This window comes from Nocardioides aquaticus, from assembly GCF_018459925.1.
In the GTDB taxonomy this organism is placed as follows: Bacteria; Actinomycetota; Actinomycetes; order Propionibacteriales; family Nocardioidaceae; genus Nocardioides; species Nocardioides aquaticus.
Map to the genome: position 1 here is coordinate 211,167 of NZ_CP075371.1, position 25,839 is coordinate 237,005.

General features: G+C 72.6%; 24 protein-coding genes. 7 read left to right on the forward strand and 17 right to left on the reverse strand.

The genetic code is table 11. From position 1 onward, the window contains the following. The first annotated feature begins 154 nt into the window (after window positions 1-154). On the forward strand, window positions 155-616 hold the full coding sequence (locus ENKNEFLB_RS01095) for a hypothetical protein (RefSeq protein ID WP_214057517.1): 462 nt from the start codon (window positions 155-157) through the stop codon (window positions 614-616). A gap of 191 nt (window positions 617-807) precedes the next feature. Here the strand turns inward: ENKNEFLB_RS01095 and ENKNEFLB_RS01100 are convergent, their stop codons facing one another. After that, the gene (locus tag ENKNEFLB_RS01100) at window positions 808-1,641 is read right to left on the reverse strand and encodes a formate/nitrite transporter family protein (protein ID WP_214057518.1); all 834 of its coding nucleotides are present in this window, start codon (window positions 1,639-1,641) and stop codon (window positions 808-810) included. Between the two features lie 164 nt (window positions 1,642-1,805). Here ENKNEFLB_RS01100 and ENKNEFLB_RS01105 point away from each other — a divergent pair, with 164 nt between their 5' ends. Then, on the forward strand, window positions 1,806-2,774 hold the full coding sequence (locus tag ENKNEFLB_RS01105; protein WP_246535766.1) for an MsnO8 family LLM class oxidoreductase: 969 nt from the start codon (window positions 1,806-1,808) through the stop codon (window positions 2,772-2,774). Here ENKNEFLB_RS01105 and ENKNEFLB_RS22820 read toward each other — a convergent pair. From ENKNEFLB_RS22820 to ENKNEFLB_RS01120, 3 genes are all read right to left on the reverse strand, one after another. After that, window positions 2,763-4,202, reverse strand: a complete 1,440-nt coding sequence (locus ENKNEFLB_RS22820) for a hypothetical protein (RefSeq protein ID WP_214057520.1) — start codon at window positions 4,200-4,202, stop codon at window positions 2,763-2,765. The two genes, ENKNEFLB_RS01105 and ENKNEFLB_RS22820, sit on opposite strands and share 12 nt — an antisense overlap. Window positions 4,203-4,258: 56 nt before the next feature. Next, the gene (locus ENKNEFLB_RS01115) at window positions 4,259-4,498 is read right to left on the reverse strand and encodes a hypothetical protein (protein ID WP_214057521.1); all 240 of its coding nucleotides are present in this window, start codon (window positions 4,496-4,498) and stop codon (window positions 4,259-4,261) included. A 144-nt stretch (window positions 4,499-4,642) separates the two neighbouring features. After that, window positions 4,643-5,134: a MarR family winged helix-turn-helix transcriptional regulator gene (locus ENKNEFLB_RS01120; RefSeq protein WP_214057522.1), complete on the reverse strand. Its 492-nt coding sequence runs from the start codon at window positions 5,132-5,134 to the stop codon at window positions 4,643-4,645. A gap of 63 nt (window positions 5,135-5,197) precedes the next feature. Between ENKNEFLB_RS01120 and ENKNEFLB_RS01125 the strand changes: the two genes are divergently transcribed. Beyond that, window positions 5,198-5,563, forward strand: coding sequence for a VOC family protein (locus ENKNEFLB_RS01125; protein WP_214057523.1), 366 nt, complete (start codon window positions 5,198-5,200; stop codon window positions 5,561-5,563). Between the two features lie 75 nt (window positions 5,564-5,638). On the opposite strand, the gene katG is transcribed toward ENKNEFLB_RS01125, so the two are convergent. From katG to ENKNEFLB_RS01170, 9 genes are all read right to left on the reverse strand, one after another. Beyond that, window positions 5,639-7,906 carry a catalase/peroxidase HPI gene (gene katG, locus ENKNEFLB_RS01130; RefSeq protein ID WP_214057524.1) on the reverse strand — a complete coding sequence of 756 codons (2,268 nt, stop codon included), beginning with the start codon at window positions 7,904-7,906 and terminating at the stop codon, window positions 5,639-5,641. 59 nt (window positions 7,907-7,965) lie between these two features. Continuing rightward, on the reverse strand, window positions 7,966-8,445 hold the full coding sequence (locus tag ENKNEFLB_RS01135) for a hypothetical protein (RefSeq protein WP_214057525.1): 480 nt from the start codon (window positions 8,443-8,445) through the stop codon (window positions 7,966-7,968). A 42-nt stretch (window positions 8,446-8,487) separates the two neighbouring features. After that, window positions 8,488-10,233: an AMP-binding protein gene (locus ENKNEFLB_RS01140; protein ID WP_214057526.1), complete on the reverse strand. Its 1,746-nt coding sequence runs from the start codon at window positions 10,231-10,233 to the stop codon at window positions 8,488-8,490. 87 nt (window positions 10,234-10,320) lie between these two features. Next, the gene (locus ENKNEFLB_RS01145; protein ID WP_214057527.1) at window positions 10,321-11,556 is read right to left on the reverse strand and encodes an ABC transporter substrate-binding protein; all 1,236 of its coding nucleotides are present in this window, start codon (window positions 11,554-11,556) and stop codon (window positions 10,321-10,323) included. 23 nt (window positions 11,557-11,579) lie between these two features. Beyond that, a complete protein-coding gene (locus ENKNEFLB_RS01150; protein ID WP_214057528.1) occupies window positions 11,580-12,749 on the reverse strand; it encodes a branched-chain amino acid ABC transporter permease in 1,170 nt (389 codons plus the stop codon). Continuing rightward, window positions 12,742-13,617, reverse strand: a complete 876-nt coding sequence (locus ENKNEFLB_RS01155; RefSeq protein ID WP_214057529.1) for a branched-chain amino acid ABC transporter permease — start codon at window positions 13,615-13,617, stop codon at window positions 12,742-12,744. Before ENKNEFLB_RS01155 ends, ENKNEFLB_RS01150 begins: the two co-directional genes overlap by 8 nt. After that, a complete protein-coding gene (locus tag ENKNEFLB_RS01160) occupies window positions 13,614-14,546 on the reverse strand; it encodes an ABC transporter ATP-binding protein (protein WP_214057530.1) in 933 nt (310 codons plus the stop codon). Before ENKNEFLB_RS01160 ends, ENKNEFLB_RS01155 begins: the two co-directional genes overlap by 4 nt. Continuing rightward, on the reverse strand, window positions 14,543-15,394 hold the full coding sequence (locus tag ENKNEFLB_RS01165; protein ID WP_246535767.1) for an ABC transporter ATP-binding protein: 852 nt from the start codon (window positions 15,392-15,394) through the stop codon (window positions 14,543-14,545). Before ENKNEFLB_RS01165 ends, ENKNEFLB_RS01160 begins: the two co-directional genes overlap by 4 nt. A 145-nt stretch (window positions 15,395-15,539) precedes the next feature. Continuing rightward, window positions 15,540-16,394 carry a helix-turn-helix transcriptional regulator gene (locus ENKNEFLB_RS01170; RefSeq protein ID WP_214057531.1) on the reverse strand — a complete coding sequence of 285 codons (855 nt, stop codon included), beginning with the start codon at window positions 16,392-16,394 and terminating at the stop codon, window positions 15,540-15,542. A 134-nt stretch (window positions 16,395-16,528) separates the two neighbouring features. Here ENKNEFLB_RS01170 and ENKNEFLB_RS01175 point away from each other — a divergent pair, with 134 nt between their 5' ends. Together ENKNEFLB_RS01175 and ENKNEFLB_RS01180 are read left to right on the forward strand one after the other, a co-directional pair. Next, on the forward strand, window positions 16,529-18,151 hold the full coding sequence (locus ENKNEFLB_RS01175) for an AMP-binding protein (protein ID WP_214057532.1): 1,623 nt from the start codon (window positions 16,529-16,531) through the stop codon (window positions 18,149-18,151). A gap of 5 nt (window positions 18,152-18,156) precedes the next feature. Beyond that, the gene (locus ENKNEFLB_RS01180; RefSeq protein ID WP_246536070.1) at window positions 18,157-18,729 is read left to right on the forward strand and encodes a peroxidase-related enzyme; all 573 of its coding nucleotides are present in this window, start codon (window positions 18,157-18,159) and stop codon (window positions 18,727-18,729) included. 61 nt (window positions 18,730-18,790) lie between these two features. On the opposite strand, the gene ENKNEFLB_RS01185 is transcribed toward ENKNEFLB_RS01180, so the two are convergent. From ENKNEFLB_RS01185 to ENKNEFLB_RS01200, 4 genes are all read right to left on the reverse strand, one after another. Further along, window positions 18,791-19,420: a hypothetical protein gene (locus tag ENKNEFLB_RS01185; protein WP_214057534.1), complete on the reverse strand. Its 630-nt coding sequence runs from the start codon at window positions 19,418-19,420 to the stop codon at window positions 18,791-18,793. A 104-nt stretch (window positions 19,421-19,524) separates the two neighbouring features. Next, window positions 19,525-21,033 carry a SulP family inorganic anion transporter gene (locus ENKNEFLB_RS01190; RefSeq protein ID WP_246535768.1) on the reverse strand — a complete coding sequence of 503 codons (1,509 nt, stop codon included), beginning with the start codon at window positions 21,031-21,033 and terminating at the stop codon, window positions 19,525-19,527. A 69-nt stretch (window positions 21,034-21,102) separates the two neighbouring features. Continuing rightward, complete coding sequence (locus ENKNEFLB_RS01195) at window positions 21,103-22,677, reverse strand: peptide chain release factor 3 (protein WP_214057535.1); 1,575 nt, start codon at window positions 22,675-22,677, stop codon at window positions 21,103-21,105. Between the two features lie 11 nt (window positions 22,678-22,688). Next, window positions 22,689-23,111 carry a MerR family transcriptional regulator gene (locus ENKNEFLB_RS01200; RefSeq protein ID WP_214057536.1) on the reverse strand — a complete coding sequence of 141 codons (423 nt, stop codon included), beginning with the start codon at window positions 23,109-23,111 and terminating at the stop codon, window positions 22,689-22,691. 130 nt (window positions 23,112-23,241) lie between these two features. Between ENKNEFLB_RS01200 and ENKNEFLB_RS01205 the strand changes: the two genes are divergently transcribed. Further along, the gene (locus ENKNEFLB_RS01205) at window positions 23,242-23,967 is read left to right on the forward strand and encodes a polyamine aminopropyltransferase (RefSeq protein ID WP_214057537.1); all 726 of its coding nucleotides are present in this window, start codon (window positions 23,242-23,244) and stop codon (window positions 23,965-23,967) included. 178 nt (window positions 23,968-24,145) lie between these two features. Further along, window positions 24,146-25,837: a ribonuclease J gene (locus tag ENKNEFLB_RS01210; RefSeq protein WP_214057538.1), complete on the forward strand. Its 1,692-nt coding sequence runs from the start codon at window positions 24,146-24,148 to the stop codon at window positions 25,835-25,837. Window positions 25,838-25,839: the final 2 nt, after the last annotated feature.

A 25,839-nucleotide genomic window follows, 5' to 3' on the forward strand; every position in this document is an offset into this window, starting at 1 on the left:
CTGTCGGGCCACCAGCGAACCGGGGCAGGACCACGGGCCACGCGGGGCCGCCCGGGCCGGCGGCGAGCCCCGCGACCGCCCATGCCCCCACAGGTGGTTGGTCCCGGACGCTCCGCTGCCGGCGCCGGTACCCGTTTCGTCGCATACTGTGCCGGTGACCAGGACCCGGGACGTGGTGGCGGCCGACGGCACCACTGCACGGCGCAAGCCCGTCGCGGGTGACCTCCACTGGGACGGCGCGGTGTGGCGACGCTGGAGCGGTCGGCGCTGGACACAGGCCGCGTACTCCCTGGACCCGGACCGCCTCGAGGAGCCCGCTCGGCTCGACACCGGGTCCGCTGTCGGTGAGGACCGCCGCCGACGCGCACTGGCGCTCGCGGTGGAGGACCAGGTGGTCAGCAACGGCGCGACCGTGGTGCTGGACGGCCCCCACGGCGTTGTGCTCGGCTACCCCCGAGCCGTCTCGCACGTCTTCCACGCCCTCATGACGCTGGTGACGGCGGGCATCTGGATCGTCGTGTGGCTAGCGCTCGCGCTCGGCCGCGGACAGCGCCGGATCCGCCTGGAGGCGGACGACTGGGGCAACGTGTGGGCGCAACCGGTCGCCGGCAGCTAGCAACCGGGAGGGAAGGGCCGATGTGCCCTTCCTGCGGAGGCGCCGCCGGGGGGAGCGTGAGGGGATGGTGAAGCACTGGATCCGTCGTCTGCGCTGCCGCCGCGACCACGGGTCGCACTGCCCGCACACCTCGCACTACCACCGCGGGAAGCGGTGACGGAGGCGCCGCGGACCTCGCGTCTGCCGAGGGGTTACGCGTCGCTGTCGGCCTCCGCCTCCGGCTGGTCCTTGACGAACAGGTACCAGTAGGAGGTCGCCACGAAGATCACGGCCCCGACCAGGTTGCCGACCCCGGCGACGCCCCAGTTGAGCAGGGTGTCGCCCCAGCCGACGTCGGGCACGCCGGCGAACATCGCGGCCGGCAGGAAGAACATGTTGGCGACGACGTGGTCGAAGCCCATCGCCACGAACGCCATGATCGGGAAGAAGATGGCGAGGATCTTGCCGGACACGGTGGTCGCGGACAGTGACATCCAGACCGCCAGGCACACCAGCCAGTTGCAACCGACGCCCCGCAGGAAGGTCTGCCACACGGTCTCGTCGGTCTTGTCCGTGGCGATCGTGGCCAGCCGCTCGTGCGTCATCGCCGCGACGCTCCCGGCCTCCTCGCCGCTGCCGCCGATGACGCCGGACTGGATGGCCAGGAAGAACGCGACGAACAGTGCTCCGATCAGGTTCCCGAGCAGCACGACGGAGAGGTTGACGACGACGTCCTTGCCGCCGATCTTGCCGCGCATCGCGCTCAGCGGCACCAGCATCATGTTGCCGGTCGCCAGGTCGGAGCCTGCGATCAGGACCAGGACGAGCCCCAGGGTGAAGGCGGCGCCCGTGAAGAGGGTCGGCAGCGTCCCCCAGGTCGCCGGGTCCAGGCCGGAGGAGACCGTGATCGCGACCAGGGCGCCGAAGGCGATGTAGGCGCCGGCGAGGAACGAGCTGAGCAGCAGCTTGTCCCAGGTGCGCGTGGTCTTCTTGGCGCCGGCCTCGACGGCTACGGCCGCCGTCTCTGCGGGCTCACGGGCGGACATGGGACCTCCTGGGTGGGCGGGCCGACGGGCGACGACGCTGGGGAGTCAACCGCACCGCCCGCCTCGTCCGCCAGTGGTCCGGACCGATGATTCCGGCCGGGTGGGCCCGGCGCGAACGTCGTGGCCATCGGGAAGGGCGGCGGCCGGCCCGGCGTTGGGGCAGGGTGAGGCTCTCCCTGCTGGACCGCTCCCGGACCCGTGCCGGCCGCCCCGACGCGGAGGCCGTCACCGGCACCGTGCAGCGCGCGGTCCGGGCCGAGCGGCTGGGCTACGAGCGGTTCTGGGTCGCCGAGCACCACGCCGTCCCCGGGATCGGGTCCGGGGCGCCGGCCGTGCTGCTGGCCGCGATCGGCGCGCGCACCTCGACGATCCGGATCGGCTCGGGCGGCGTGATGCTGCCCCTGCACCAGCCGCTGGTGGTGGCCGAGCAGGCCCTGGTGCTCGAGGCGCTGCACCCCGGTCGCGTCGACCTGGGCCTCGGCCGCTCGCTCGGCTTCACGCCACCGGTGCGGGACGCCCTGCGGCGCGGTCTCGACGACCCCGACACCTTCGAGGTCGACGTGGCCGAGCTGCGCGGCTACCTCGACGGCGCGGGGGCGGTCACCGCCCGGCCGGCGTCCGTACGTCCGGTGCCGATGCACCTGCTCGCGACCGGTCGGGGGATCCCGCTGGCCGCGCGGCTGGGGCTGCCGGTGGTCGTCGGTGGTCCGGTCCTCGACACCGACGACGTGACCGGCGTGCTGGCCGACTACCGCCGCACCTTCCGGCCGCACCGCGGCAGCACGCCGTCGGTCACGATCTCCCTCGACGTCACGGTCGCGGACGACGACGCGACGGCCCGGGAGCTGGCGCTGCCCGAGGCCTGGGCGATGGCGAGGTCGCGCCAGACCGGGGAGTTCGCACCGCTGGAGAGCGCGGCCTCGATCCGGGCCGCCACCTGGTCCGACCAGGTGCGACGCCGCGTCGAGGAGTCCCTGGACCGCGCGGTCGCGGGGAGTCCGGCGACCGTACGCCGCGCGCTCGAGCGGCTGGCCGAGCGCACCGGCGCCGACGAGCTGATGGCGAGCACCTCGACCTACGACCGCGACGCCTTGCTGGCCTCCGACGGGATGCTGCGCGACCTAGTCGGCTGACGCGGCCTTCTCGGCGCGCAGGCGCGCCTCGATGGCGTCGAGGGCGCGGTCGAGGGCGATGCGTTTGACGGTGCGCAGGTAGGTGGTCTCGTCGACGGGGTGGGTGCCGGCGGGGCCGGTCTCTCGGTAGAGGCCGTGGGGCGTGCGCCAGTAGTGGCGGTCGAGGCCGTGCTGGTGGACGGTCCAGCCGGCGTGGGTCTTGGCGCGGTGGTGGGTGCGGGTCAGGGGTGCGGCGTTGGTGTCGTGGGTCTGGCCGGGTGGTCCGTCGGGGTTGTACGGCACGGGATGGTCCATGTCGGTGCGCCTGGAGGACCGGGTGGCGTGGGGGAAGGCCTCGACGGGGCTGCGGAGGCGGGCCCTCTCGCGGATGGACTCGGGGAACTCGTAGCTGCTGGTGGTGCCTTCGGCGTGGAGGTCGATCACGGGGCGGAGGCTGACGTTGCTGTGGCGCAGGAGGGCGACGAGCTGGGCCAGGAGGATGGGGCCGAGCTCCTCGACGCGGGCGACCGCGTCGCTGCCCTCGCAGGCGGCCTGGTGGAGGTGGACGTAGACCACGGCCTGGGCGGTGCGCCGCCGCTGCGGGACCGGGTCGCCGGCCTGTGCCGGATCGTCCGAGGGGTGGGGGTTGTCGAGGAGGTCCAGGACGGCGGCGGGGTGGGCCAGCCAGCCCAGCGCGAGGGCGCGCAGCGCCTGCTTGTCCAGTGCGGTGGGGTCGGGGTGCTCGACCAGGTCGGGGCGGGTGGCGAGGATGTCGGCGATCCGGTCGACCATGGCGTCGACCCAGACGACGTCTCCGGGTTCCATGCGGGCGTAGAGGCTGCGGGAGCCGAACTTGTCGGTGCGGGTGACGGCCACGAGGCGGCGTCGGGCCTCGGCCTCCAGCCTGGCGGCGTGGGCGGCCAGGTCGGCCTCGATCACCTTGGCCTCGGCGAGCTCGAGGACGCGGGAGGGGGAGTCACCGGCGATGGAGTCGGCCACGGCGGCGTCGACGAGGGTCGCCTGGGTGCGGTCGAGCCGACGGGACATGGCGGCGACGCGGCGTGCGACCCAGACCTCGCAGGGGCCGGCCTGGACGACGGCCCACGTCCTCGGCAGGCGGTGGCGGAGGTCGAGGGCGTCGGCCAGGGCGGCGCGGGCGGCGAGGGTGTGGACGCGGCGGGCGGTGGCCAGCTCGGGCAGGCAGAGCTCCTGGACCCGCGGGGTGCCCTCGCCGCCGAGGTCGACCAACCGGTCCTCGCCGTTCCAGGCGCGTCGCCCGTCGGGTCCTTTGCGGGGGTCGGCGGCGTGCAGGTCGGCCCAGTGCAGGGCCAGGAGGAGGTCCTCGACCTCGGCGGCGCGCCTGGTCTGCAGGACTGCTTCGGTCCGGTGCAGGACGCCGGTGGCGTCGAGGTCCTCGATCGGGACCGGCGGCACGACCTCGGTGGACATGGCCTGACTATACTAGAACACATGTTCGAAAGTCAATGACACGGTGCGAGTGGTGCTCAGAACCAGAGGGGCGGCCAGAACGCGACGAACGCGGCGCCGGCGAGGAGCAGGGCCAGGGCGTTCTCCGCGATCGTGGAGTGTCCCGGCTTGTCGTAGGTGGCGACCATGGTTCCGACGACGAACGGCACCGCCACGAAGGTCACCGCAGGGAGGTCGGCGAGCCCTCCGAGGAGGGCGACGAGGCCGCCGACCCACCCCAGGGCGCGGATCAGCAGGACCCGGCGGGGGGCGCGCACGCGGTGCGCGTCGCCCGGCCCGCTCACCTGCTCTGGAACACGTCGACTGCCTTCCGAGCTGTCCATCCCGCTCCCGACCCGATCGTGTGGCTGACGGCGACCGTGGTCAGCCAACCAGAACCCCTCCAGGGAGGTTGTCGGTTTCTACGACTTTCCGACGGCAGGGTCACCGTGGCCGTCCCCGGCCACGGGTGCGGCATCGTCCCGGAGGGAGCGGACCATGGTTCGCAGCATCCGGAGCGCCTCGGCCTGCTCGGTCGGGGTCAGGCCGGCCAGCATCCTGACCTCGACGGACCGGACCGCCGTGGTCGCGCGCGCCAGGCTCCGCCGACCTCGCGGCGTGAGGCGCGCGGGAAGCGCCTTGCCGACGGGCGCCTCCCCGGGTCGGTCGACCTGCCCCTCCCTCTCGAGGGCCTGGAGGAGCGTGTTCATCGACTGGCGCGTCACGAACGTCCCCCGGGCGAGCTCGGAGCCGGTCAGGCCGGGGCGCTGGGACAGCAGCTCCAGAGTCGCGTACTGCGTGATGGTCATCCCCAGCGGGCGCAGCACCTCTTCCATGGCGGCGCGGAGCGCGCTCGACGCCTCCTTCAGCACGTAGCCGACCGACGTCTCGAGGGTGACTCCGTCTTGCGTCATGTCAGGATCCTGACATACCTTCTCGATGTCAGGAACCTGACACCCAACCGAAGGAGCACCACCATGCCCGTCACCGGCCCCGACTTCGTCTCCCTGCAGGTGCGTGACCGCGCGGTCTCGCAGGCGTTCTACGAGCAGTACCTCGGGCTGGCCCGCTCGGACGGACCTCCGCACGCCGTCGTCTTCGACACGAGCCCCGTCGCGTTCGCGCTGCGCGACGTCGTCCTCGGCACCGACCTCGCCTCCGTCGCCCAGCCCGGGATCGGCGCGGCGATCTGGCTGCACGCCACCGACGTCCAGGCCATCCACGACGCGCTCGTCGCCGACGGCCACGCCGTCGTCGCCGCTCCTGTCGACGGTCCGTTCGGCCGGACCTTCACCTTCGCCGACCCCGACGGCTACCAGATCACGCTCCACGACCGCGCCTGACCGGCACCGCAGAGCACGACGGAGCCCCCGCCCCGCGCACGGCGGGACAGGGGCTCCGGGGTGGTGCGGGGTGCGTCAGGTGTTCTTGACGTCGTACCGGTCGGCCATCATGAGCTTGTCCCACACCGCCACGAAGTCCCGGACGAACAACGCGTGCCCGTCGCTGGCGGCGTACACCTCGGCCACGGCGCGCAGCTGCTGGTTGGCGCCGAACACCAGGTCGTGGCGGCTGGCCGAGTAGGCCGGCGCGCCGGTCTCGCGGTCGTCGAGGGTGAACGCGGTGCCGGCCTCGTCCTGCTTCGTCCACTCGTAGTCGGTGCTGGTCAACGTCGTGAAGAAGTCGTTGGTGAGCACCCCGACGCGGTCGGTGAAGACCCCGTCGGCGGAGCCGTCGTGGTTGCAGCCCAGCACGCGCAGCCCGCCGGTGAGAACGGTCCACTCCGGTGCGCTCAGCCTCAGCAGCGCGGCCTTGTCGAGGAACATCTGCTCCGGCGACACCGCCGGGGCCACGGTGGCCCAGTCGTCCATCTGGTAGCTGCGGAACCCGTCGACGGCCGGCGCGAGCCACTCGAACGTCGGTACGTCGGTCTGCTCGTCGGTCGCGTCGACCCGGCCCGGGGTGAAGGGCACGGTGACCGGCTCGCCGGCCGCCGCGGCGGCCTGCTCGACCGCCACGCAGCCCCCGAGGACGATCAGGTCGGCGAGGCTGACCTGCTCCGCGCCGCTGTTGAAGTCGGCCCGCACCCGCCGCAGGGCGTCGAGCACGGGCACCGTACGGGCGTTGACCGGCCAGTCCTTCTGCGGCGCCAGCGCGAGGCGGGCGCCGTTGGCGCCGCCGCGCTTGTCGGTGTCGCGGTAGGTGATCGCCGAGGAGAAGGCGGTGAAGGCCAGGTCGGAGACCGAGACGCCGGAGTCCAGCACCGCCTGCTTGAGCTTCGCGATCCCGGCGTCGCCGACGACGGGGTGCTCGGCCTTCGGCAGCGGGTCCTGCCAGGGCAGGTCCTCGGCGGCGACCTCGGGGCCGAGGTAGCGGTCCTTCGGACCCATGTCGCGGTGCGTGAGCTTGTACCAGGCGCGCGAGAACTGGTCGGTGAAGTAGTCGAAGTCGGCCAGGAACCGCTCGCAGATCGCCCGGTAGACCGGGTCCACCTTGAGCGCGATGTCGCTGGTCATCATCATCAGCGGGTGCTCGACGCCCTCGAGGTGCGCGTCCGGCGTGGTCGGGGCGGTGGCGTCGGTCGGCTTCCACTGCAGCGCGCCGGCCGGGCTCTCGGTCTGCTCCCACTCGAAGCGGAAGAGGTTCTCGAGGTAGTCGTTGTCCCAGGTGGTCGGGTTCGGCGTCCAGGAGCCCTCGATGCCGTTGGTCATCGTGTCCTCGGCGTTGCCCTTGCCCTGCGGGTTGTGCCAGCCCAGGCCCATCGACTCCATCGGCGCGACGTCCGGCGGGACGCCGATCCGGTCCGGGGAGACCTGGCCGTGGCTCTTGCCGAAGGCGTGCCCGCCGGCGATCAGCGCGACCGTCTCCTCGTCGTTCATCGCCATCCGGCCGAAGGTGATCCGGATGTCGACCGCCGAGGCGGCCGGGTCGCCGTTGCCCTCGGGACCCTCGGGGTTGACGTAGATGAGGGCCGAGTGGGACGCCGCGAGCGGCTGCTCGAGCTCGTAGTCGTCGCTGCCGGGCTCGCCGGTCCAGCGCTGGTCGCGCATCACCATGGCGTCGCCGGACGGCGGGTTCATGTTGTCGATGTACTCGGGACCCCAGTACACGGCGTCGTCGGGCTCCCAGGCGTCGCGGCGCCCGCCGCCGAAGCCGAAGGTCGGGAAGCCCATCACCTCCAGCGAGCAGTTGCCGGTCAGCACGATCAGGTCGGCCCACGACAGGCGGTTGCCGTACTTCTGCTTGATCGGGGACAGCAGGCGACGCGACTTGTCGGTGTTGCCGTTGTCCCACCAGCTGCTGATCGGGGCGAAGCGCTGCATCGCCTCGCCGGCGCCGCCGCGACCGTCGGCGATCCGGTAGGTGCCAGCGGAGTGCCAGGACATCCGGATCATCTGCGGGGCGTAGTTGCCGTAGTCCGAGGGCCACCACGACACCGAGGTCGTCAGCAGCTTCTTGATGTCGGCCTTGAGCTCGTCGAGGTCGATGGTCGCGAAGGCGGCGGGGTAGTCCAGGTCGCGCAGCGGGTTCGCGGCCGCGCCGTCACGGTGCAGCTGCTCGACGCGGAGGCGGTCGGGGTACCAGTCCTGCAGCGTGGGGCGGGAGGTCTGGGCGCCGCCGACCTTGTTCCCGCCGAAGGGGCACGCCCCCTCGAGGACGTCGTCGTACTCGGTGTACTGGGTCATGACCGGATGCTAGACACCGGACCGCGACCGACCGGGTGACTCGCCCCCGCGGTCCGGGGTCAGGGGCAGAACGGCTCGGTCGGCGCGCCGGCCTCCCCGGCCGAGATCCCCGACTTGCCGTCGTAGATCGCCCAGGCCACCGGCTCGGCCCCGTCGAACCGGGTGACGCAGATCCGGAAGGTGTCGCCCATGACCTCGTAGCCGGCCTCGCTGCCCGGACGCAGGCTCTTGGCGTAGTCGACGTTCGCCTCGAAGTCGGCCTGGTCCTTCGGGTTCACGAAGCCCTGGTCGATGGCGTAGCCCGCGACGTCGAGGCCGACCGTCGTGGCCTCGCCCTGGACCTCGCCCACCACCGCGTCGATCTCCGCGTCGATCTCCGCCTGGCTGGTCTCGGGCGCGCTGGGGGACTCGGTCGGCGCGGCGCTCGAGGACCCCTCCTCGGCGGGCGCGGCGTCCGAGGCCGTGTCCTCGCCGGAGCCGCACGAGGCGAGCAGCAGCAGGGTCGAGGTGGCGAGCAGGGTGCGGGCCGTCAGCAGCACGTCGTGGGTCCGATCCGAGAGGGGGGAGGGTGCCGGGCGATCCTAGACGGCGCCGCCGCGCAGCTCGGGGAACTGGTCGTCGCCCCAGCCGGCCTCCCGGGCGGTGCCGGCCTCGGCCAGCTCCTCCTCCCGGGCGCGCAGCTCGACGCGGCGGATCTTGCCCGAGATGGTCTTGGGCAGCTCGGCGAACTCGATCCGGCGGATCCGCAGGTAGGCCGGCAGCCGCTCACGGGTGTGCCGCAGGATGTCGACCGCCGTCTCCGCGGTGGGCTCGAAGCCCGGGGCGAGGACGACGTAGGCCTTGGGGACGGCCAGGCGTACGGCGTCGGGCGCCGGCACGACCGCGGCCTCGGCGACCGCCGGGTGCTCGATCAGCACGCTCTCCAGCTCGAACGGGCTGACCTTGTAGTCGGAGGCCTTGAACACGTCGTCGGTGCGACCGACGTAGGTCAGGTAGCCGTCCGCGTCCAGGGAGGCGATGTCGCCGGTGTGGTAGACGCCGCCGGCCATCGCCTCGGCGTCCCGCTCGGGGTCGCCCTGGTAGCCGGTCATCAGCGGCAGCGGCCGGCCGGTCGGGCCCTCCAGGTCCAGGCAGAGCTCGCCCTCGGCGCCCTCGCCCGCGAGGCGTTCCCCGGTCAGCAGGTCGACGAGCACGACCGGTACGCCCGGCAGCGGGCGTCCCATCGAGCCCGGCTTGACCACCGAGCCCGGCGTGTTGCCGACCGCGGCGGTCATCTCGGTCTGGCCGAACCCGTCGCGCAGGGTCAGCCCCCAGCGCTGCTGCACCTGGTCGATCACCTCGGGGTTGAGCGGCTCCCCGGCGCCGATCACCTCGCGCAGCGACCCCGGGCCGTCGGAGAGGTCGGCCTTGATCAGCATCCGCCACACCGTGGGCGGGGCGCAGAACGTGGTGACGCCCTCCTCGCGCAGCACGGTGAGCAACGAGGCCGCGTCGAAGCGGGCGTAGTTGTGCACGAAGATCGTCGCCTCGGCGATCCACGGCGCGAAGAAGCAGGACCACGCGTGCTTGGCCCAGCCGGGCGAGGAGATGTTCAGGTGGACGTCGCCGGCGCGGAGCCCGAGCCAGAACATCGTGGTCAGGTGGCCGACCGGGTAGGACACCTGGGTGTGCTCGACCAGCTTCGGGCGGCTCGTCGTGCCGCTGGTGAAGTAGAGGAGCAGCCGGTCGTCGGGGCTGGTGCCCGGGTGCGGGAGGTCGGCGTCGTCCAGGCCGTCGACGGCGGTCAGGTCGTCCCACCCGTCGGCCGCGCCCACGCAGAAGCGGCCCAGGTCGTCGGCGGTCCCGGCCAGCTTGGGGGCGTCGGCGGGGTTGCACACGACGTGGCGGGCCCCGCCGCGTGCGACCCGGTCGCGCAGGTCGTCCGGGCCGGCGGCCGTGGCGGTCGGCATGACGACGGCGCCGAGCTTCATCACCGCGAGCATGCACTGCCACAGCTCGACCTGGTTGCCGAGCATGACGATGACGGCGTCCCCGCGGCGTACGCCCCGCTCCTGCATCCACCGCGCGAGCTGGTTGGAGGTGCGGCGCATCTGGTCGTAGCTGAGCTCGCGGCGGGTGCCGTCCTGCTCGAGGATCACCAGCGCGGGGCGGTCGTTGCCCTCCGCGACCCGGTCGAACCAGTCGACGGCCCAGCAGAACTCGGGTCCCAGGTCGGGCCAGCGGAACTCGGCGACCGCCTGCTCGTGCCGTCCGTACAGGGCGAGGAGCTGGTCGCGGGCGGCGCGGTAGGCCTGCGTGGCGGGACGGGTGGTGGGGGCGGTGGTCATGCCGGGGGCTCCTCGGGGTGGGTGCGGGCCGGGCCCGCCGCCGCCTCCGTCACCGGAGGCCGCGACGGGCCCGTCGTCGATCGGGTGCTACTGCTCCTCGGGCGCCACGTAGCTCTCGGCGTCGGGGGAGGTGAACAGGTCGCCCTGCTGCGTCAGGCCGCCCTCGGCGTCGATGTCGGCGGTGGCGATGTAGACCTCGCGCGTCGCCGGCGAGCCGGGGGAGGTGAGGTCGAGGTCGGCGACGAGCTCGTCGGTGGTGACGTCGGTGCTCGAGGCCAGGGCGTCCTGGATGCCCGAGCGGGTCAGGTCGTCGCAGGAGGCCTCGAGCACCTGGCCCCAGATCTCCCCGATGGCGTAGCCGTAGGGGATGCCGGCGTTCGCGGGCTCGGACTTGCCGAGCTCCTCGTAGGCGGTGGCCACCTCGGCGGCCTTGGGCACGTCGGAGCTGTACGGCGTCGCGCTGCCCACGAGGTAGTAGTTCTCCAGGGCGGCCTGGGTGTCCTCGGTGAGGATGGCCGGGGCGAAGGTCGGGTTGTTGCCGACCAGCGGGACGTCGAGGCCCAGCTGCGCGGCCACCGTGGCCACCGACAGGGTCTGCGACGGGGTGGTGGTCAGGCCGATGGCCGAGACGTCCGCGCCGCGCAGGCCGGTGACGACGTTGCGCAGGTCGGTGTCGGTGGGCAGCACCTTGACGGCCTCGAGCGTGATGTCGTGCTGCTCGGCGAAGTACTCCGCACCGAGCAGCCCGTTCTCGCCGTACTCGCCCTCGAGGTAGACGAAGCCGACGGTGTCGCCCTCGGCGATCTCGCCCTGCTCGAGGAGGTAGGAGAGGCCGTTGACCATCTCGACGTCGTAGGTGGTGCCGGGGATGACGACGTACGGGTTCTTGAGCAGGAACGAGGACCACGACAGCGCCACCGAGGTGGTCTCGTTGTCGATCAGCTGCTGGTCGAGCGCGGCGATGACCGGCGAGCCCAGGATCTGCATGAACCCGAGCACCTCGGGCAGCAGCTCCTGGTAGGCCAGCACGCCGGCGTCGGCCTGGTAGCCGTGGTCGCGCACCACGAGCTCGATCTGGCGACCGCAGATGCCGCCGGCGGCGTTGACCTCGTCGGCCCAGATCTGGTGGCCGTCGACGGTGCCGGTGCCGAGCTGGATGAACGGCCCGCTCTGGTCGGTCAGCACGCCGAGGGCGATGGTGTCGTCGGTGACGCCGGGCGCCGCCGCACCGCCCTCCCCGGAGCTGTCGGTGCTCTTGCTGCTGCAGGCCGTGAGGGCCAGGGTCGCGACGGCGGCCGTGGCCAGTAGGCGTCGGGTCTTCATGGTGCCTCTTCTCTGGGGGTTCTTCATCGGGTGGTGACGCGCGTGAAGCGGTGGGTGAGTCGGCGGGCGATGGCGGCCAGGCCCCCTGGCTCGAAGATCACGAGCAGGACGATCAGGGCGCCGTAGGCATAGGCGGTCAGCACGACCGGCGTGAAGCCGCCGTCGCCGGTGGTGAGGTCCTGCAGGAAGCCGACCTGGGGGACGAGCACGTTCAGGGCGAGCGGGAAGCCGGAGACGAACGCGGCACCGACGACGGCGCCGGTGATCGAGCCGAGCCCGCCGATGATGATCATCGCCAGCAGCCCGATCGCGACGGTGATGGACCAGGAGCCGTCGAACTCGTTCTCGTCGGCCTTGAGCAGCCCGAACCACTGGATGGTCATGACCCCCGCGAGGCCGGCGTAGGCCGAGGAGACCACGAAGGCGCCGGCCCGGGTCCGGGCGACGTCGACGCCCATCGCGGTCGCCGAGGCCGGGTTGTCCCGCACCGCGCGCCAGGCGCGGCCCGGGCGGGAGCGCACGGCGCCGGTGGCCAGGACGAAGGCGATCGCGGTGAAGACCAGGAACAGGTACCAGGTGCGCTCGGGGGCGTTGAGCGGCACGCCGAGGAGCAGGAACTCCGGCTGAGCGGTGGTGAAGGAGAACCCGAGCACCTCGAAGGCGGGGGAGGGGCGGCCGGTCGCGGCGCCGCCGGTGAGCTCGGAGAACCGCTGGCCGAGGTAGAGGCCGAGGTAGACCAGCGCCAGGGTCGCCACCGACAGGTAGATGCCCCCGACCCGGCCGGCGACCGGCGCGAAGGCCAGGCCGGCGAGCCCGCTGACCACGATCGCGCCGAGCAGGGCCAGCAGCGACGGCCACCCGAGGGCCACCAGGCCGGACTCGGCGACCGGGTCGCTGGCCAGCGTGGCGTACGTCGTCGCGCCCACCAGCATGAAGAACGGCGTGCCCAGGGAGAGCTGGCCGCAGTGGCCGGTCAGCAGGGTCAGCCCGATCGCGGCGACCGCGCTGACCATGACGAACTCGCCGACGCGCAGCCAGGTGGCGTCGACGTAGAGGGGGAACGCGAGCAGGACCAGCAGCAGGGCCACGCCCAGGACGACGCGGACCAGGGTCCGGGTACGGCTGGTGGCCGGCGTCGCGGTCGGGGTGGCCGCAGGCTCGGTCGGTCGGTCGAGCTTCTGGGTGTCAGACACGGTGCACCTCCACGGTGCCGAACAGGCCGGAGGGACGGACGACCAGGACGGCGAGCATCACCAGGAACACCGCGCTCTTGGCGAAGTCGAAGCCGATGTACTGCGCGGCGTAGGCCTCGGTGAGCCCGACGACGAACCCGCCGACCACCGCGCCGAAGACGGAGTCGAGGCCGCCGAGGATCGCGGCCGGGAAGGCCACCAGCGCCAGGAAGTGCGTGGCGCGGGAGACACCGGAGCCGGAGAAGTCCGGCGTGGCCAGGAAGAGGACCGCGACCCCGGCCAGGAGCCCGGCGACCAGCCAGGCGGCGGCGGTGACCTGGGCGTTGCGGACGCCCATCAGCGCGGCCGCCTCCCGGTTCTCGGCCTGGGCCCGCATGCTCAGGCCCCACCCGGTGAAGCGGAAGAGCGCCAGCAGCGCGCCGATCAGCACCAGCCCGGTCCCGAGGGCCACGAGCTGGCCGACCAGGACGGTGATCTCGCCGAAGCGGATCACCTCCTGCGCCCACGGCGGCCGCAGGAACGGCGCGTCGGTGCTGAGGCGCCGGGCGACCTCCTCGGTCACGATCACGTCGACGCCGATGGTGAGCAGCACCAGCGCGATCGGGTCGGCGTTGCGGCTGCGGGCCACCAGGACGCGCTCGATGAAGAGCGCGAGCAGGCCCGCGGTCAGGACGCCCGCGACCCCGGCCACCAGGAAGCCCTGGTCGGAGAACCGGTAGGCGACGTAGCCGCCGGCGAGGACCAGCGAGCCGTGCGCGAAGTTCACCACCCCGGTCGCGCGGAAGATGATGACGAAGCCGAGGGCGAGCAGCGCGTAGACCGCGCCGCGGCCCGCGCCGTTCACCGTGAGCTGGAGCAGGGTGGTCACGACGAGGTGCCTTCCGTGGGGCCCGAGGTGGCGGGGTGGTCGTGGTGGTGGTCGTGGTGGTGGTCGTGGTGGTGGTCGTGGTGGTGGTGGTGGGTGTCGAGGTCGTCGGCGGTGACGCCCTCGGCGGCCAGGTCGCCGAGGTAGGCGCGGATGACCTCCGGGTCCTGCTGGATTGCGGCGGGGGTGCCGTCGGCGATCCGCTTGCCGAAGTCGAGGACGGTGACGTGGTCGGCGATCCCCATCACCAGGGCCATGTCGTGCTCGACGAGGAGCACCGAGATGCCGAGCGCGTCGCGCAGGTCGGTGATGGTGCGGGCCATGTCGCGGGTCTCGCCCTCGTTCATCCCCGCGGCGGGCTCGTCGAGCATCAGCAGCTTCGGCTCGGTGGCGACCGCGCGGGCGATGTCGACGCGCTTCTGGTCGCCGTACGACAGCTCGGTGACCGGGCGGTGGAGCCGGTCCCCCAGGCCGAGGAAGGCGCAGATCTCGGCGACGCGGTCGGCGTGGCGCGCCTGCTCCTTGCGCATCTTCGGCAGCCGCAGCCCGGCGCTGAGGAACCCGCCGGAGGTCAGCGCGTGCCGCCCGAGCATCACCGTGTCGAGGACCGTGGTGTGGCCCGACAGGGAGACGTTCTGGAAGGCGCGGCCGATGCCGAGGTGGGCCAGCTGGTGCGGACGCCGGCCGACGACGACGTCGTCGCCGAAGCGGACGGTGCCCTCGCTGACCTTGTAGAGACCGGAGACGACGTTGAAGCAGGTCGACTTGCCGGCGCCGTTGGGTCCGATCACGGCGTGGATCGTGGCCGGGCGGACGTCGAAGCTGACGTGGTCGAGCGCGGTGACGCCGCCGAAGCGCACGGTGACGTCCTCGACGTGCAGCGTCGGGACGTCCCCGGCGCTCGGCGCGGGCTCGGTGGCGGCGGTGCTCATCGGGTCCACCTGGTCAGGGTCGGGCGGCTCGTACGCCGCTGCTGGTCGGTGCCTGCGTCCTCGTCGGGGTCGTCACCGTGGTCGGTGCCGCCGTGCCCGCCGAGGTAGAGCGCCTTCACGGCGTCGGAGCCGGCGAGCTCGGCCGCGGTGCCGCGGATGGCGACCCGGCCGACTTCGAGGGCGACGGCGTCGTGGGCGACCCGCAGCGCCATGGCGGCGTTCTGCTCGACCAGGACGACGGGCGTGCCCTGCTCGTTGATGGTCGTGACGATCTGGCCGATCTGGTCGATCAGCAGCGGCGCGAGGCCGAGGGAGGGCTCGTCGAGCAGCAGCACCTTCGGCTCGGCCATCAGCGCGCGGCCGATGGCCAGCATCTGCTGCTCGCCGCCGGAGAGGAGACCGGCGCGCTGCCGGCTGCGCTCGGCGAGCCGGGGGAACAGGTCCATCACCCGGTCGCGGGAGGCCGACCGGCGCGCACGCGGGGTGGTCAGGCCGCCGACCGCGAGGTTCTCCTCGACCGTCATCCGGCCGAAGACCTGGCGGCCCTCGGGGGACTGCACCACGCCGGCCCGCGTGACCGCCGCGGGGGCGAGGCGGTGCAGCGCCTGGCCCTCGAACTCGATGCTGCCGGAGCGGATCGAGCCGCCGTGCATGCCGAGCGTGCCGGAGATGGCCCGGAGCAGGGTCGACTTGCCGGCCCCGTTGCTGCCCAGGACCGCGACGACCGTCCCGGGGCGCACGGCCAGGTCGACGTGGTCGAGGACGCGGGTGCTGGTGCCGTAGCCGGTGACCAGGTCCGTGATCGACAGCACGGGCGGTGCCTGGTCCGCGCCCGGGTGCTCGCTCAACTGGGTGTCCCTCCGTCAGGCCGCCCGGGTGACGTGGGTCGCAGGCGGCGTCGCGTCCGCTGAGACTGAGGGGTGCGCGGACGCCTGCCTACCTCCGATCAGAGGTGTGATCCGGGACACGTCCAGATCGTTATGCGGGCCGGGGTCAGTCGATCCAGCCGGAGCGGCGGGCCAGGTCGATGGCCTGCACCCGGTTGGCGCAGTCGAGCTTGCGCAGCAGGTCCTGGAAGTACGACTTCACGGTGTTGGGCAGCAGGCCGAGGTTGGCCGCGATCTGGCGGTTGGACAGCCCGCGCGCGGCCTCGACCAGCACCTGCAGCTCGCGGCGGGTCAGCGACGACCCGTCGGGCAGGGTGACGCCGTGGTCGACCGCGGCACCGCCGTCGAGGCGCTGGCGGATCCGGTCGAGCTGGGCGCTGATCGCCGACGTGCCGAGCCGGGCGGCCACCTCGCCCAGCTCCCGGGCCACCGACGCCAGCTCCGCGGCGCTGGGGTCGGGGCGCAGGGAGGCCTGGGCGGCCTCCAGCGCCTCCAGGCGCGCCCGGACCTCGTCCTCGACGAGGATCTCGTGCTGCAGCCGCCGGCGCAGCGGGTCGAGGGAGTCGAACCAGCGGTCGCCGAGGGGCAGCTCGGTGGTGCTGCCGAGGTAGACCACGGCCCGGGCCCGGCCGGTCACGATGATCGGGACGGCGGCCGTGGTGACGATGGCCTCGCTGCGCACGGCGTGGTCGTAGTGGTGCGTGATGCCGCGCGCGTTCTCGTAGTTGCCGACGCTGGTGGGTCGGGACAGGGCGAGCGCCTTGCCGCCGAGGCCCGTGCCCGGGGTGATCTCCAGGTGGTCGAGGGCGCGGGTGCGGGTGCCGAGGGTGCACAGGATCTGCAGGGAGCCGGAGCGGTCGTCGACGACGCTGCCGAAGGCGAGGTCCATCCCGCTGGTGCTGCGCCACGCGGGCAGCGCCGGGCTCAGGCGGCTGAGGACCATCTCGGTCGACGTCGGCACGCTTCTCCTCCTGCTCCACCACACCCCTGTGGGCTGGGTCACAGCACAGGATGCCCTACCGCGTTCGGCCCGGGGAGGGCCGAACCTCCCTTCGGAGGTGTGACCCACATCTCGTGCTGCCTACCGTCCCTCCCATGAGCACGGAGACGTCCTACGACCGCGGCCCGAGCGAGCCTGCGCTCCTGGAGGAGACCATCGGCGAGAACTTCGAGGCCACGGTGCGCGCGCACCCCGACGCCGAGGCCCTGGTGGAGGTGGCCAGCGGGCGCCGCTGGACCTGGACCGAGCTGGACGCCGACGTGGACGCGCTGGCGCGCGGGTTGATCGGCGCGGGCCTGGAGCGCGGCGACCGGGTGGGCGTGTGGGCCCCGAACTGCGCCGAGTGGACGATCGCGCAGTACGCCACCGCCAAGACCGGTGTGGTCCTGGTCAACGTGAACCCGGCGTACCGGACCCACGAGCTGGCCTACGCGGTGAACCAGTCCGGGATGCGGCTGCTGCTGGCCGCGTCGTCGTTCAAGACCAGCGACTACCGCGGCATGGTCGAGCAGGTGCGCGGCGAGTGCCCGGCGCTCGAGCGCGCGGTGTTCGTCGACACCGACGACTGGGACGCGCTGCTGGCCGAGGGCGCCGGGGTGCCGGCCGGGGCGGTGGCCGAGCGGATGGCCACCCTCGACGCGCGCGACCCGATCAACATCCAGTACACCTCCGGCACGACCGGCCGGCCCAAGGGCGCGACCCTGAGCCACCGCAACATCCTGAACAACGGCTTCTTCACCACCGAGCTGATCCACCTCGGGCCGGAGGACCGGCTGTGCATCCCGGTGCCCTTCTACCACTGCTTCGGGATGGTGATGGCGAACCTCGGCTGCACCTCGCACGGCACCACGATGGTGATCCCGGCGCCGGGGTTCGACCCCGAGGCGACGCTGCGCGCGATCGTCGACGAGCGCTGCACCGGCGTCTACGGCGTGCCGACGATGTTCATCGCGATGCAGAACCACCCGACCTTCGCCGAGCACGACCTGTCCTCGCTGCGCACCGGGATCATGGCCGGCTCGATCTGCCCGGTCGAGGTGATGAAGCGGTGCATCGCCGAGATGAACATGAGCGAGGTGGCGATCGCCTACGGGATGACCGAGACCTCCCCGGTCTCCTGCCAGACGCGCGCCGACGACGACCTCGACCGGCGTACGGCCTCGATCGGCCGGGTGCACCCGCACCTGGAGATCAAGGTGGTCGACCCGGCGACCGGGGAGACCGTCGGTCGCGGGACGACCGGCGAGCTGTGCACCCGCGGCTACTCGGTGATGCTCGGCTACTGGGAGGAGCCGGAGAAGACCGCGGAGGCGATCGACGCCGACGGCTGGATGCACACCGGTGACCTCGCCGAGATGCGCCCCGACGGCTACTGCAACATCGTCGGGCGGATCAAGGACCTGGTGATCCGCGGCGGGGAGAACGTCTACCCGCGCGAGGTGGAGGACTTCCTCTACACCCACCCCGACATCGAGGACGTGCAGGTGATCGGGGTCCCGGACGAGAAGTACGGCGAGGAGCTGTGCGCCTGGATCAAGATGAAGGCCGGCACCGAGCCGCTCGACACGGCGGCGGTGCGCGCGTTCTGCGACGGGCGGCTCGCGCACTTCAAGGTCCCGCGCTACGTGATGGTCGTGGAGGAGTTCCCGATGACGGTGACCGGCAAGGTGCGCAAGGTCGAGATGCGCGAGACCACGGCCACGAGGCTCGGCCTGTGAGCGGGATGCGGCGCGAGCGGCCGGTCAGCCGGTTCGGCACCGTCGAGGTCGCCGACCTGCCCGACGACCTGCGCGAGCGGCTCGAGCCGCTGGTCGAGAAGACCGGGTTCGTGCCGAACATCTTCCGCGCCCTGGGCCGCCGGCCGGCCGAGCTGCGGGCGTTCCTGGACTACCACGACGCGCTGATGGACTCCGACGACGGACTGTCGAAGGCCGAGCGGGAGCTGGTCGTGGTGGCCACGTCGGGACTGAACGACTGCCTCTACTGCGTGGTGGCGCACGGCGCCGTCCTGCGGATCCGCGGCAAGGACCCGCAGCTGGCCGACCACGTGGCGACCCACCCTCGCGGCGCGGACCTCGAGCCGCGGCAGCGGGCGATCGTCGACCTGGCCATCGCGCTGGCCGGCGACCCCGGCGGCTTCGGCGAGACGGACGTCGCCGCGGCGCGGGCGGCCGGGCTGAGCGTGGACGAGGTGTGGGACGTCGGCTCGATCACCGCGCTCTTCGCCGCGTCCAACCGCCTGGCTCACCTCTTCGGCCTGCAGCCCAACCCGGAGTTCTTCTCGATGGGCCGCTGAGGAGGAGCTGGCGCAGCACGGTGGTCGAGGAGCGAGCGTCTCGAGACCCGGCGGGCAAGAGCTAGAAGGCGTAGCCGAACCGCGCCAGGTCCGTGGCGTGCGCCTGCTCGACGAGGCGGCGGCCCTCGACGCCGTACGAGCGCCACCACGCGCGCTCGCGGTCGGTGACGTTGGTGGGCGGCACGTCGAGGTCGAGGCCGGTGAGCTCGCGCAGGTCGGCCTCGAGGTGCTCCATGCGCAGCACGACGTCCGCCTCGTCGACGTGGCCGGCGTTGACGCGGCGGGGGCGCGCGGACCCGCCGAGCGCCCGGGACAGCCAGGCGTCGAACTCCAGGGTGAGCGCGTCGACGACCGAGTCGACGGCGCCCGGGGTGACGTGCACCCACGACGTCGGGTCGCGCAGCTCGTGCACCCAGCGGGTGCGGGTGCGCTCGTACTCCGCGACGTAGAAGTCGAACGGGTTCCGGGTCGTGGTGACGACCCGGAGCCCGTGGTCGGCGGGCAGCAGGCCCGCGGCCACCAGCTCGCGCGCGGTGCCGTGCTTGGCGTCGACGCCCGCGACCCGCACCTCGCCCGGGGGCGGCACCTCGGTGACGTCGCGCTGGGAGAGCAGCGCCTCGCGCAGAGCGGTGCTGCCCGTGCCGGGCGCGGCGGTGAGGAGCAGCCCCGCGTCGGCGTCGACGAGGGCCATCAGCGGCTGCGGTCGGCAGGAGGCATGCCGCATTGAACCGCGGTGGACCCGGGGGCCCGCTCCACCCCGGCGGGGGCGGGGGCGCGCCCCGCCCGGACCGCCCGTCAGTGCGCGGAGAGCCGCCCGGAGAGACGCTCGTGCCGGTCGGCGCTGCTGTCGTTCAGGCCGCGGATCTCGACCTGCTTGCCCTTGCGGGCGTACTTGGTGGTGATCGCGTCCAGGGAGGCCACCGTCGAGGCGTCCCACACGTGGGACGCCGAGAGGTCGATGACCACGCGCTGCGGGTCGTCGGCGTACTCGAACTGGGTGTAGAGGTCGTTGCTCGAGGCGAAGAACAGCTCCCCGGTGACGCGGTAGACCGCGGTCTCGACGCCGCCGTCCTGGACGACCTCGCGGTGGGTCTGCGTCAGGTGCGCGACGCGGCGGGCGAAGAGGACCATCGCGACGAGCACGCCGCTGACCACGCCGATGGCGAGGTTGTGGGTGGTGACGGTGACCGCGACGGTCACCAGCATCACCAGCGTCTCCGACTTCGGCATCCGCCGCAGCGTGCCGGGGGTGATGCTGTGCCAGTCGAAGGTGCCGACGGCGACCATGATCATGACGGCGACCAGGGCGGCCATCGGGATCGTGGCCACGACGTCGCCGAACCCGACCACGAGGACGAGCAGGAAGAGCCCGGCGCAGAAGGTCGAGATCCGGGTGCGGGCGCCGGAGGCCTTCACGTTGATCATCGTCTGGCCGATCATCGCGCAGCCGCCCATGCCGCCGAAGAAGCCGGTGATCACGTTCGCGGCGCCCTGGCCCCAGGACTCGCGGGTCTTGTCGGAGCGGGTGTCGGTGATGTCGTCGACGAGCTTGGCGGTCAGCAGCGACTCGAGCAGCCCGACCAGCGCCATCGCCAGGGCGTACGGCGCGATGATCTGCAGCGTCTCCAGGGTCAGCGGCACGTCGGGCAGCAGCAGCGTCGGGAGGCTGTCGGGCAGCTCGCCCTCGTCGCCGACGTCGGGCAGCGTCAGGCCGGCGGCGACGGTGGCGACCGTGAGCAGCACGATCGCGACCAGGGGGCCGGGCACGGCGGTGCTCACCCGGGGCAGCACGACCATCACCAGGATCCCGACGGCCACCATCGGGTAGACCAGGAACGGCACGTCGATGAGGTACGGCAGCTGGGCGGTGAAGATCAGGATGGCCAGCGCGTTGACGAAACCGACCATGACCGAGCGCGGCACGAACCTCATCAGCTTCGCGACCCCGAGCAGGGCCATCGCGACCTGGATCAGCCCGCCCAGGATCACGGTGGCGATCAGGTAGTCCAGGCCGTGCTCCCGCATCACCGGTGCGATCACCAGGGCGATGGCGCCGGTGGCGGCCGAGATCATCGCCGGCCGACCACCGAGGAAGGCGATGGAGACCGCCATCGTGAAGGAGGCGAAGAGCCCGACCCGCGGGTCGACGCCGGCGATGATCGAGAACGAGATGGCCTCGGGGATCAGCGCCAGCGCCACCACGAGGCCGGCGACGACCTCGCGGCGCAGGACCGCGGGTCGGCGCAGGGCGCCCATGACGGTGTGGGTCTCGGCGGGGGGCCCGGCCAGGGCGGTGTCACTCACGTGGCGCGACTCTACCCTGACGTGAGGGAAGAGTTGCCGTCGAGGACGACGTGGAGCAGGTGGCCCTGCTCACTCCACCCCGGCGACCAGGCTGTGCAGCCGCAGGTGCGGGTTGAGCCGCTCGATGGCCTGCAGGCGCCACTTGTCCGGGAAGAGCGCCAGCAGCGTGCCGTCGGTCCTCGTCATCACCTCGACGTCGCGCAGGGCGCCGACCTCGGCGGCCTGCTCGGGCTCGACGCGCCGCGCCATCTGGTAGTGGAGGTGCTCCAGGCGGACCGGCGCCTGGTACTCGCTCTCGAGCCGGGCCTGCACGACCTCGAACTGCATCGGGCCCACGGCCGCCAGCACCGGGGCGTGCTCCCCGCGCAGCTCCGAGCGCAGCACCTGGATCACGCCCTCCTGGTCCAGCTGCTCCATGCCCTTGCGGAACTGCTTCCAGCGACCGGTGTCGGTCACGGCCACGGTGGCGAAGTGCTCCGGGGCGAAGCTGGCGATCGGCGGGTAGGTCACCGCGCGGCCGGCGTGGATGGTGTCGCCGACCCGGAGCGCGTGCGCGTTGACCAGGCCGATGATGTCGCCGGGCAGCGCGATCTCGACCGAGGCGCGCTCGCGGCCGAAGACGGCCTGGGCGTACTTGGTGGTGAACGGACGGCCGGTGGCCGCGTGCGTGGCGACCATCCCCCGCTCGAAGACGCCGGAGCAGACCCGGGCGTACGCGAGCCGGTCGCGGTGCGCGGCGTTCATCCCGGACTGCACCTTGAACACGAAGGCGCTGAAGTCGTCACCGACCTCGCGCACCGAGCCGTCGACGGCCGGCGTGGGACCCGGGGGCGGGGCGAGGTCGAGCAGGATGTCCAGGATCTGCGCGACGCCGAAGTTCTGCAGCGCCGAGCCGAACAGCACCGGCGTGGTCCGACCGGCCAGGAAGGTCTCCTGGTCGTGGTCGGCGCCGTCCATGGACAGCAGCTCGTGGCCCTCCTCGGCCTCGTCCCACAGGTCTCCGACGGAGGCACGCGCGGCCGCGGCGTCCATCCGCTTCTCGGGCGCCTTGGTCGCGCCGCCCGCGGTGCGGGTGTAGGCGATGTAGTCGCCCGAGCGGCGGTCCAGCACGCCGCGGAAGTCGCCGGCCTCGCCGACCGGCCAGGTCAGCGGGGTCGGGCGCAGGCCGATCTGCTGCTGGATGCTGTCCATCAGACCGAACGGGTCCAGGCCGGGGCGGTCCCACTTGTTGATCACCGTCACCACCGGGATCCCGCGGTGCGCGCAGACCTGGAAGAGCTTCAGCGTCTGCGGCTCCAGCCCCTTGGCGGCGTCGACCAGCATCACCGCGGAGTCGACGGCCGACAGCACGCGGTAGGTGTCCTCGGAGAAGTCCGCGTGGCCGGGGGTGTCGACGAGGTTCACCACGTGGCCCTCGTACTCGAACTGCAGGGCCGCGGAGGTGATCGAGATGCCGCGCGCCTTCTCCATCTCCATCCAGTCCGACACCGTCGCCTTGCGGTGGCCCTTGCCGTGCACGGCCCCGGCCTCGCCGATGACCTCGGCGTGCAGCGCCAGCGCCTCGGTCAGGGTGGACTTGCCGGCGTCGGGGTGGCTGATCACGGCGAAGGTGCGCCGGGGGCGGGAGTCGGAGTGGGTGGACATCACCGACGAATCTACGTCGGTGGGAGCGGGCCGCCCGAATCCAGCCGCTCGCCGAGGCCGGCGGCGAACGCCTCGGCGACCCCGAGCCGGCGGCGCAGGGTGGCCACCCGCTCCTCGGCCGCGGTGTGGATGACCGCCAGCCGCTCGAGCAGCCCGGTCCGCTCCGCCGCCGACGGGCCCTGCTCGAGCGCGTCGACGACCTCGAGCAGGTCGCGCATGTCGTCGAGGGAGAAGTCCAGCGGCTTCATCTGCATCACCAGCTCGAGGCGGGCGACGTCGGACTCGGCGTAGAGGCGGAACCCGCCGGTCGAGCGGGCCGAGGGCGGCACGAGGCCGACCTCCTCGTAGTAGCGGATCGTGCGCAGGCTCAGCCCGGTGCGCGCGGCGACCTCGCCGATCTGGCTGTGCCCGGTCGCTCGCTGCTCCGTGCCCATCGTCCTCCGCCCCCTGCTCGCTGCCGCTCCTGGCCGCCGAGGCTAGCGGCCGTCCCGCTCGGGACCGAAACCCTCCCGCCGCGTCAGGGTAGGGTCGGGAGCCAGGCAGGACCGGGGAGGTGGGCGACGGATGGCCGGACGTGGGGGCGGCAGCCGCTTCGAGGAGCTGGACCACGCCGAGACGCCCTGGGGCGTCGTCAGCCTGAGGCGCCGTCACGACCTGGTGACCGACCGGGAGGTCTTCGAGGTCAAGCTCGACGACGACTTCCTGATGACCAGCCAGTTCACCGCCACCGAGGAGGAGCTGGCCCGGATCGCCCTGCGCGCGCTGACCGGGGACGCGCTGCGGGTGCTGGTCGGCGGCCTCGGCCTCGGCTACACCGCCGCCACCGCGCTGGCCGACCCCCGCGTCGCCCACGTCACCGTGGTCGAGGCCGTCGAGCGCGTCGTGGAGTGGCACCGCCGCGACCTCTTCCCCGACACCCGCGGCCTGGCCGCGGACCCCCGCACGACCCTGCTCCACGACGACTTCTTCGCGCTCGTCCGCTCCCGCGCCCACGACGGGGAGTACGACGCCGTCCTCGTCGACATCGACCACGCCCCGGACCGCCTGCTGCGCCCCGACCACGGCGACTTCTACTCGCCGGGCGGCCTGGCGGCGGTCGCGGCGCTGCTGGACCCGGCCGGCGTGCTCGCGCTGTGGTCCGACGAGCCGCCCGACGACGCGGTGCTGGCGGCGATGGGCACGGCCTTCGCCGGGGCGACCTCCCACGTGGTCACCTTCGACAACGCCGCCACCGGCGGCACGTCGTCCTGCACCGTCTACCTGGCCACCGGCCCGACCCGTCCCCGGTGACGGCCCCCGACCGGCTCCGCGCCACGATGTGCACCATCACGCCGCTGCCGCGAGACTGGCGGCCCACGACCTTCCGCACGACCCGCACCACCCGTACGCGCAGCACCCACGAGAACCCGCACCACCGACGCCCGCGGTCAGACGAGACCGCGACCCACCGCTGAAGAACGGACCACCCATGAGCCACCCCCACCCCGAGCTCCAGAAGCCGCCCCGCCTGCCGAACGACGGCCTGCGCATCGTCGCCCTCGGCGGCCTCGGCGAGATCGGCCGCAACATGACCGTGTTCGAGCAGGCCGGCCGGCTGCTGATCGTCGACTGCGGGGTGCTCTTCCCCGAGGAGCACCAGCCCGGCGTCGACGTGATCCTCCCGGACTTCACCTGGATCCGGGACCGCCTGGACAAGATCGAGGCGATCGTCCTGACCCACGGTCACGAGGACCACATCGGCGGGGTGCCCTACCTGCTGCGCGAGCGCGCCGACATCCCCGTGGTCGGCTCGCGCCTGACGCTGGCCCTGATCAAGGAGAAGCTGAAGGAGCACCGGATCGTCCCGAAGGTGCACCAGGTCAAGGAGGGCGACCGCACCGGCACGACGTACGGGCCCTTCGACCTCGAGTTCCTCGCGGTCAACCACTCCATCCCCGACGGCCTCGCCGTCGCGATCCGCACCTCCGCCGGGCTGGTGCTGCACACCGGCGACTTCAAGATGGACCAGTTCCCCCTGGACCGCCGGATCACCGACCTCCGCGGCTTCGCCCGGCTGGGCGACGAGGGCGTCGACGTGTTCCTCACCGACTCCACCAACGCCGAGGTCCCCGGCTTCACCACCGCCGAGCGCGACCTGACCCCCGCGATCGAGCAGGTCTTCCGGACCGCGCCGCGACGGGTGATCGTCTCCAGCTTCGCCAGCCACGTGCACCGGATCCAGCAGGTGCTGGACCAGAGCCACGCGTACGGCCGCAAGGTCGCCTTCGTGGGCCGCTCCATGGTCCGCAACATGGGCGTCGCGCAGGACCTCGGCTACCTCACCGTGCCGCCGAACCTGATCGTGCCGCTGGACCAGCTGGAGAAGATGGCGCCGAACAAGGCCACCCTGATCTGCACCGGCTCGCAGGGCGAGCCGATGGCCGCGCTGTCGCGGATGGCCAGCCGCGACCACAAGATCCGCGTCGGCGAGGGCGACACCATCCTGATGGCCAGCTCGGTCATCCCCGGCAACGAGAACGCCATCTCGAACGTGATCAACGGCCTGACCCGCTGGGGCGCCAACGTGGTGCACAAGGGCAACGCCAAGGTGCACGTCTCGGGCCACGCCAGCGCCGGCGAGCTCGTGTACTGCTACAACATCGTCAAGCCGCGCCACGTGATGCCCGTCCACGGCGAGTTCCGCCACCTGCGCGCCAACGCCGACCTCGCGATCAGCACCGGCATGGACGCCGACCGCGTCGTGCTGGCCGAGGACGGCGTGGTGATCGACCTGGTCAAGGGTCGCGCGAAGGTCACCGGCAAGGTCGCCGCGGGCAACGTCTACGTCGACGGCAACGTCGTCGGCGGGGTCACCGAGGCCACCCTGAAGGACCGCCGCACGCTGGCCGAGGAGGGCGTGGTGACGGTGCTGGCCATCGTCGACGCCGACACCGGCAAGCTCGCCGACCCGCCGGACTTCCTGGTCCGCGGCTTCGAGCACGACCCCCGCGCCTTCGACCCCGCGGTGACCGTGATCGAGAAGACGCTCTCGCGCGCCGCCTCCGAGGGCATCGGGGACTCCCGGCGCCTGGAGCAGATGATCGGGCGCGACGTCGGTCGCTGGGCGCAGCGCGCGTTCCGGCGCACCCCGATGATCATCCCGGTCGTCATCGACGCCTGAGG

Bases quoted from the DNA above. Each gene is read 5' to 3' on its own strand.
- ENKNEFLB_RS01100 (WP_214057518.1), bottom strand. From the start codon at position 1,641: ATGTCCGCCCGTGAGCCCGCAGAGACGGCGGCCGTAGCCGTCGAGGCC.
- ENKNEFLB_RS22820 (WP_214057520.1), bottom strand. From the start codon at position 4,202: ATGTCCACCGAGGTCGTGCCGCCGGTCCCGATCGAGGACCTCGACGCC.
- ENKNEFLB_RS01120 (WP_214057522.1), bottom strand. From the start codon at position 5,134: ATGACGCAAGACGGAGTCACCCTCGAGACGTCGGTCGGCTACGTGCTG.
- ENKNEFLB_RS01125 (WP_214057523.1), top strand. From the start codon at position 5,198: ATGCCCGTCACCGGCCCCGACTTCGTCTCCCTGCAGGTGCGTGACCGC.
- katG (WP_214057524.1), bottom strand. From the start codon at position 7,906: ATGACCCAGTACACCGAGTACGACGACGTCCTCGAGGGGGCGTGCCCC.
- ENKNEFLB_RS01140 (WP_214057526.1), bottom strand. From the start codon at position 10,233: ATGACCACCGCCCCCACCACCCGTCCCGCCACGCAGGCCTACCGCGCC.
- ENKNEFLB_RS01145 (WP_214057527.1), bottom strand. From the start codon at position 11,556: ATGAAGACCCGACGCCTACTGGCCACGGCCGCCGTCGCGACCCTGGCC.
- ENKNEFLB_RS01160 (WP_214057530.1), bottom strand. From the start codon at position 14,546: ATGAGCACCGCCGCCACCGAGCCCGCGCCGAGCGCCGGGGACGTCCCG.
- ENKNEFLB_RS01175 (WP_214057532.1), top strand. From the start codon at position 16,529: ATGAGCACGGAGACGTCCTACGACCGCGGCCCGAGCGAGCCTGCGCTC.
- ENKNEFLB_RS01180 (WP_246536070.1), top strand. From the start codon at position 18,157: ATGCGGCGCGAGCGGCCGGTCAGCCGGTTCGGCACCGTCGAGGTCGCC.
- ENKNEFLB_RS01185 (WP_214057534.1), bottom strand. From the start codon at position 19,420: ATGGCCCTCGTCGACGCCGACGCGGGGCTGCTCCTCACCGCCGCGCCC.
- ENKNEFLB_RS01195 (WP_214057535.1), bottom strand. From the start codon at position 22,677: ATGTCCACCCACTCCGACTCCCGCCCCCGGCGCACCTTCGCCGTGATC.
- ENKNEFLB_RS01200 (WP_214057536.1), bottom strand. From the start codon at position 23,111: ATGGGCACGGAGCAGCGAGCGACCGGGCACAGCCAGATCGGCGAGGTC.
- ENKNEFLB_RS01205 (WP_214057537.1), top strand. From the start codon at position 23,242: ATGGCCGGACGTGGGGGCGGCAGCCGCTTCGAGGAGCTGGACCACGCC.
- ENKNEFLB_RS01210 (WP_214057538.1), top strand. From the start codon at position 24,146: ATGAGCCACCCCCACCCCGAGCTCCAGAAGCCGCCCCGCCTGCCGAAC.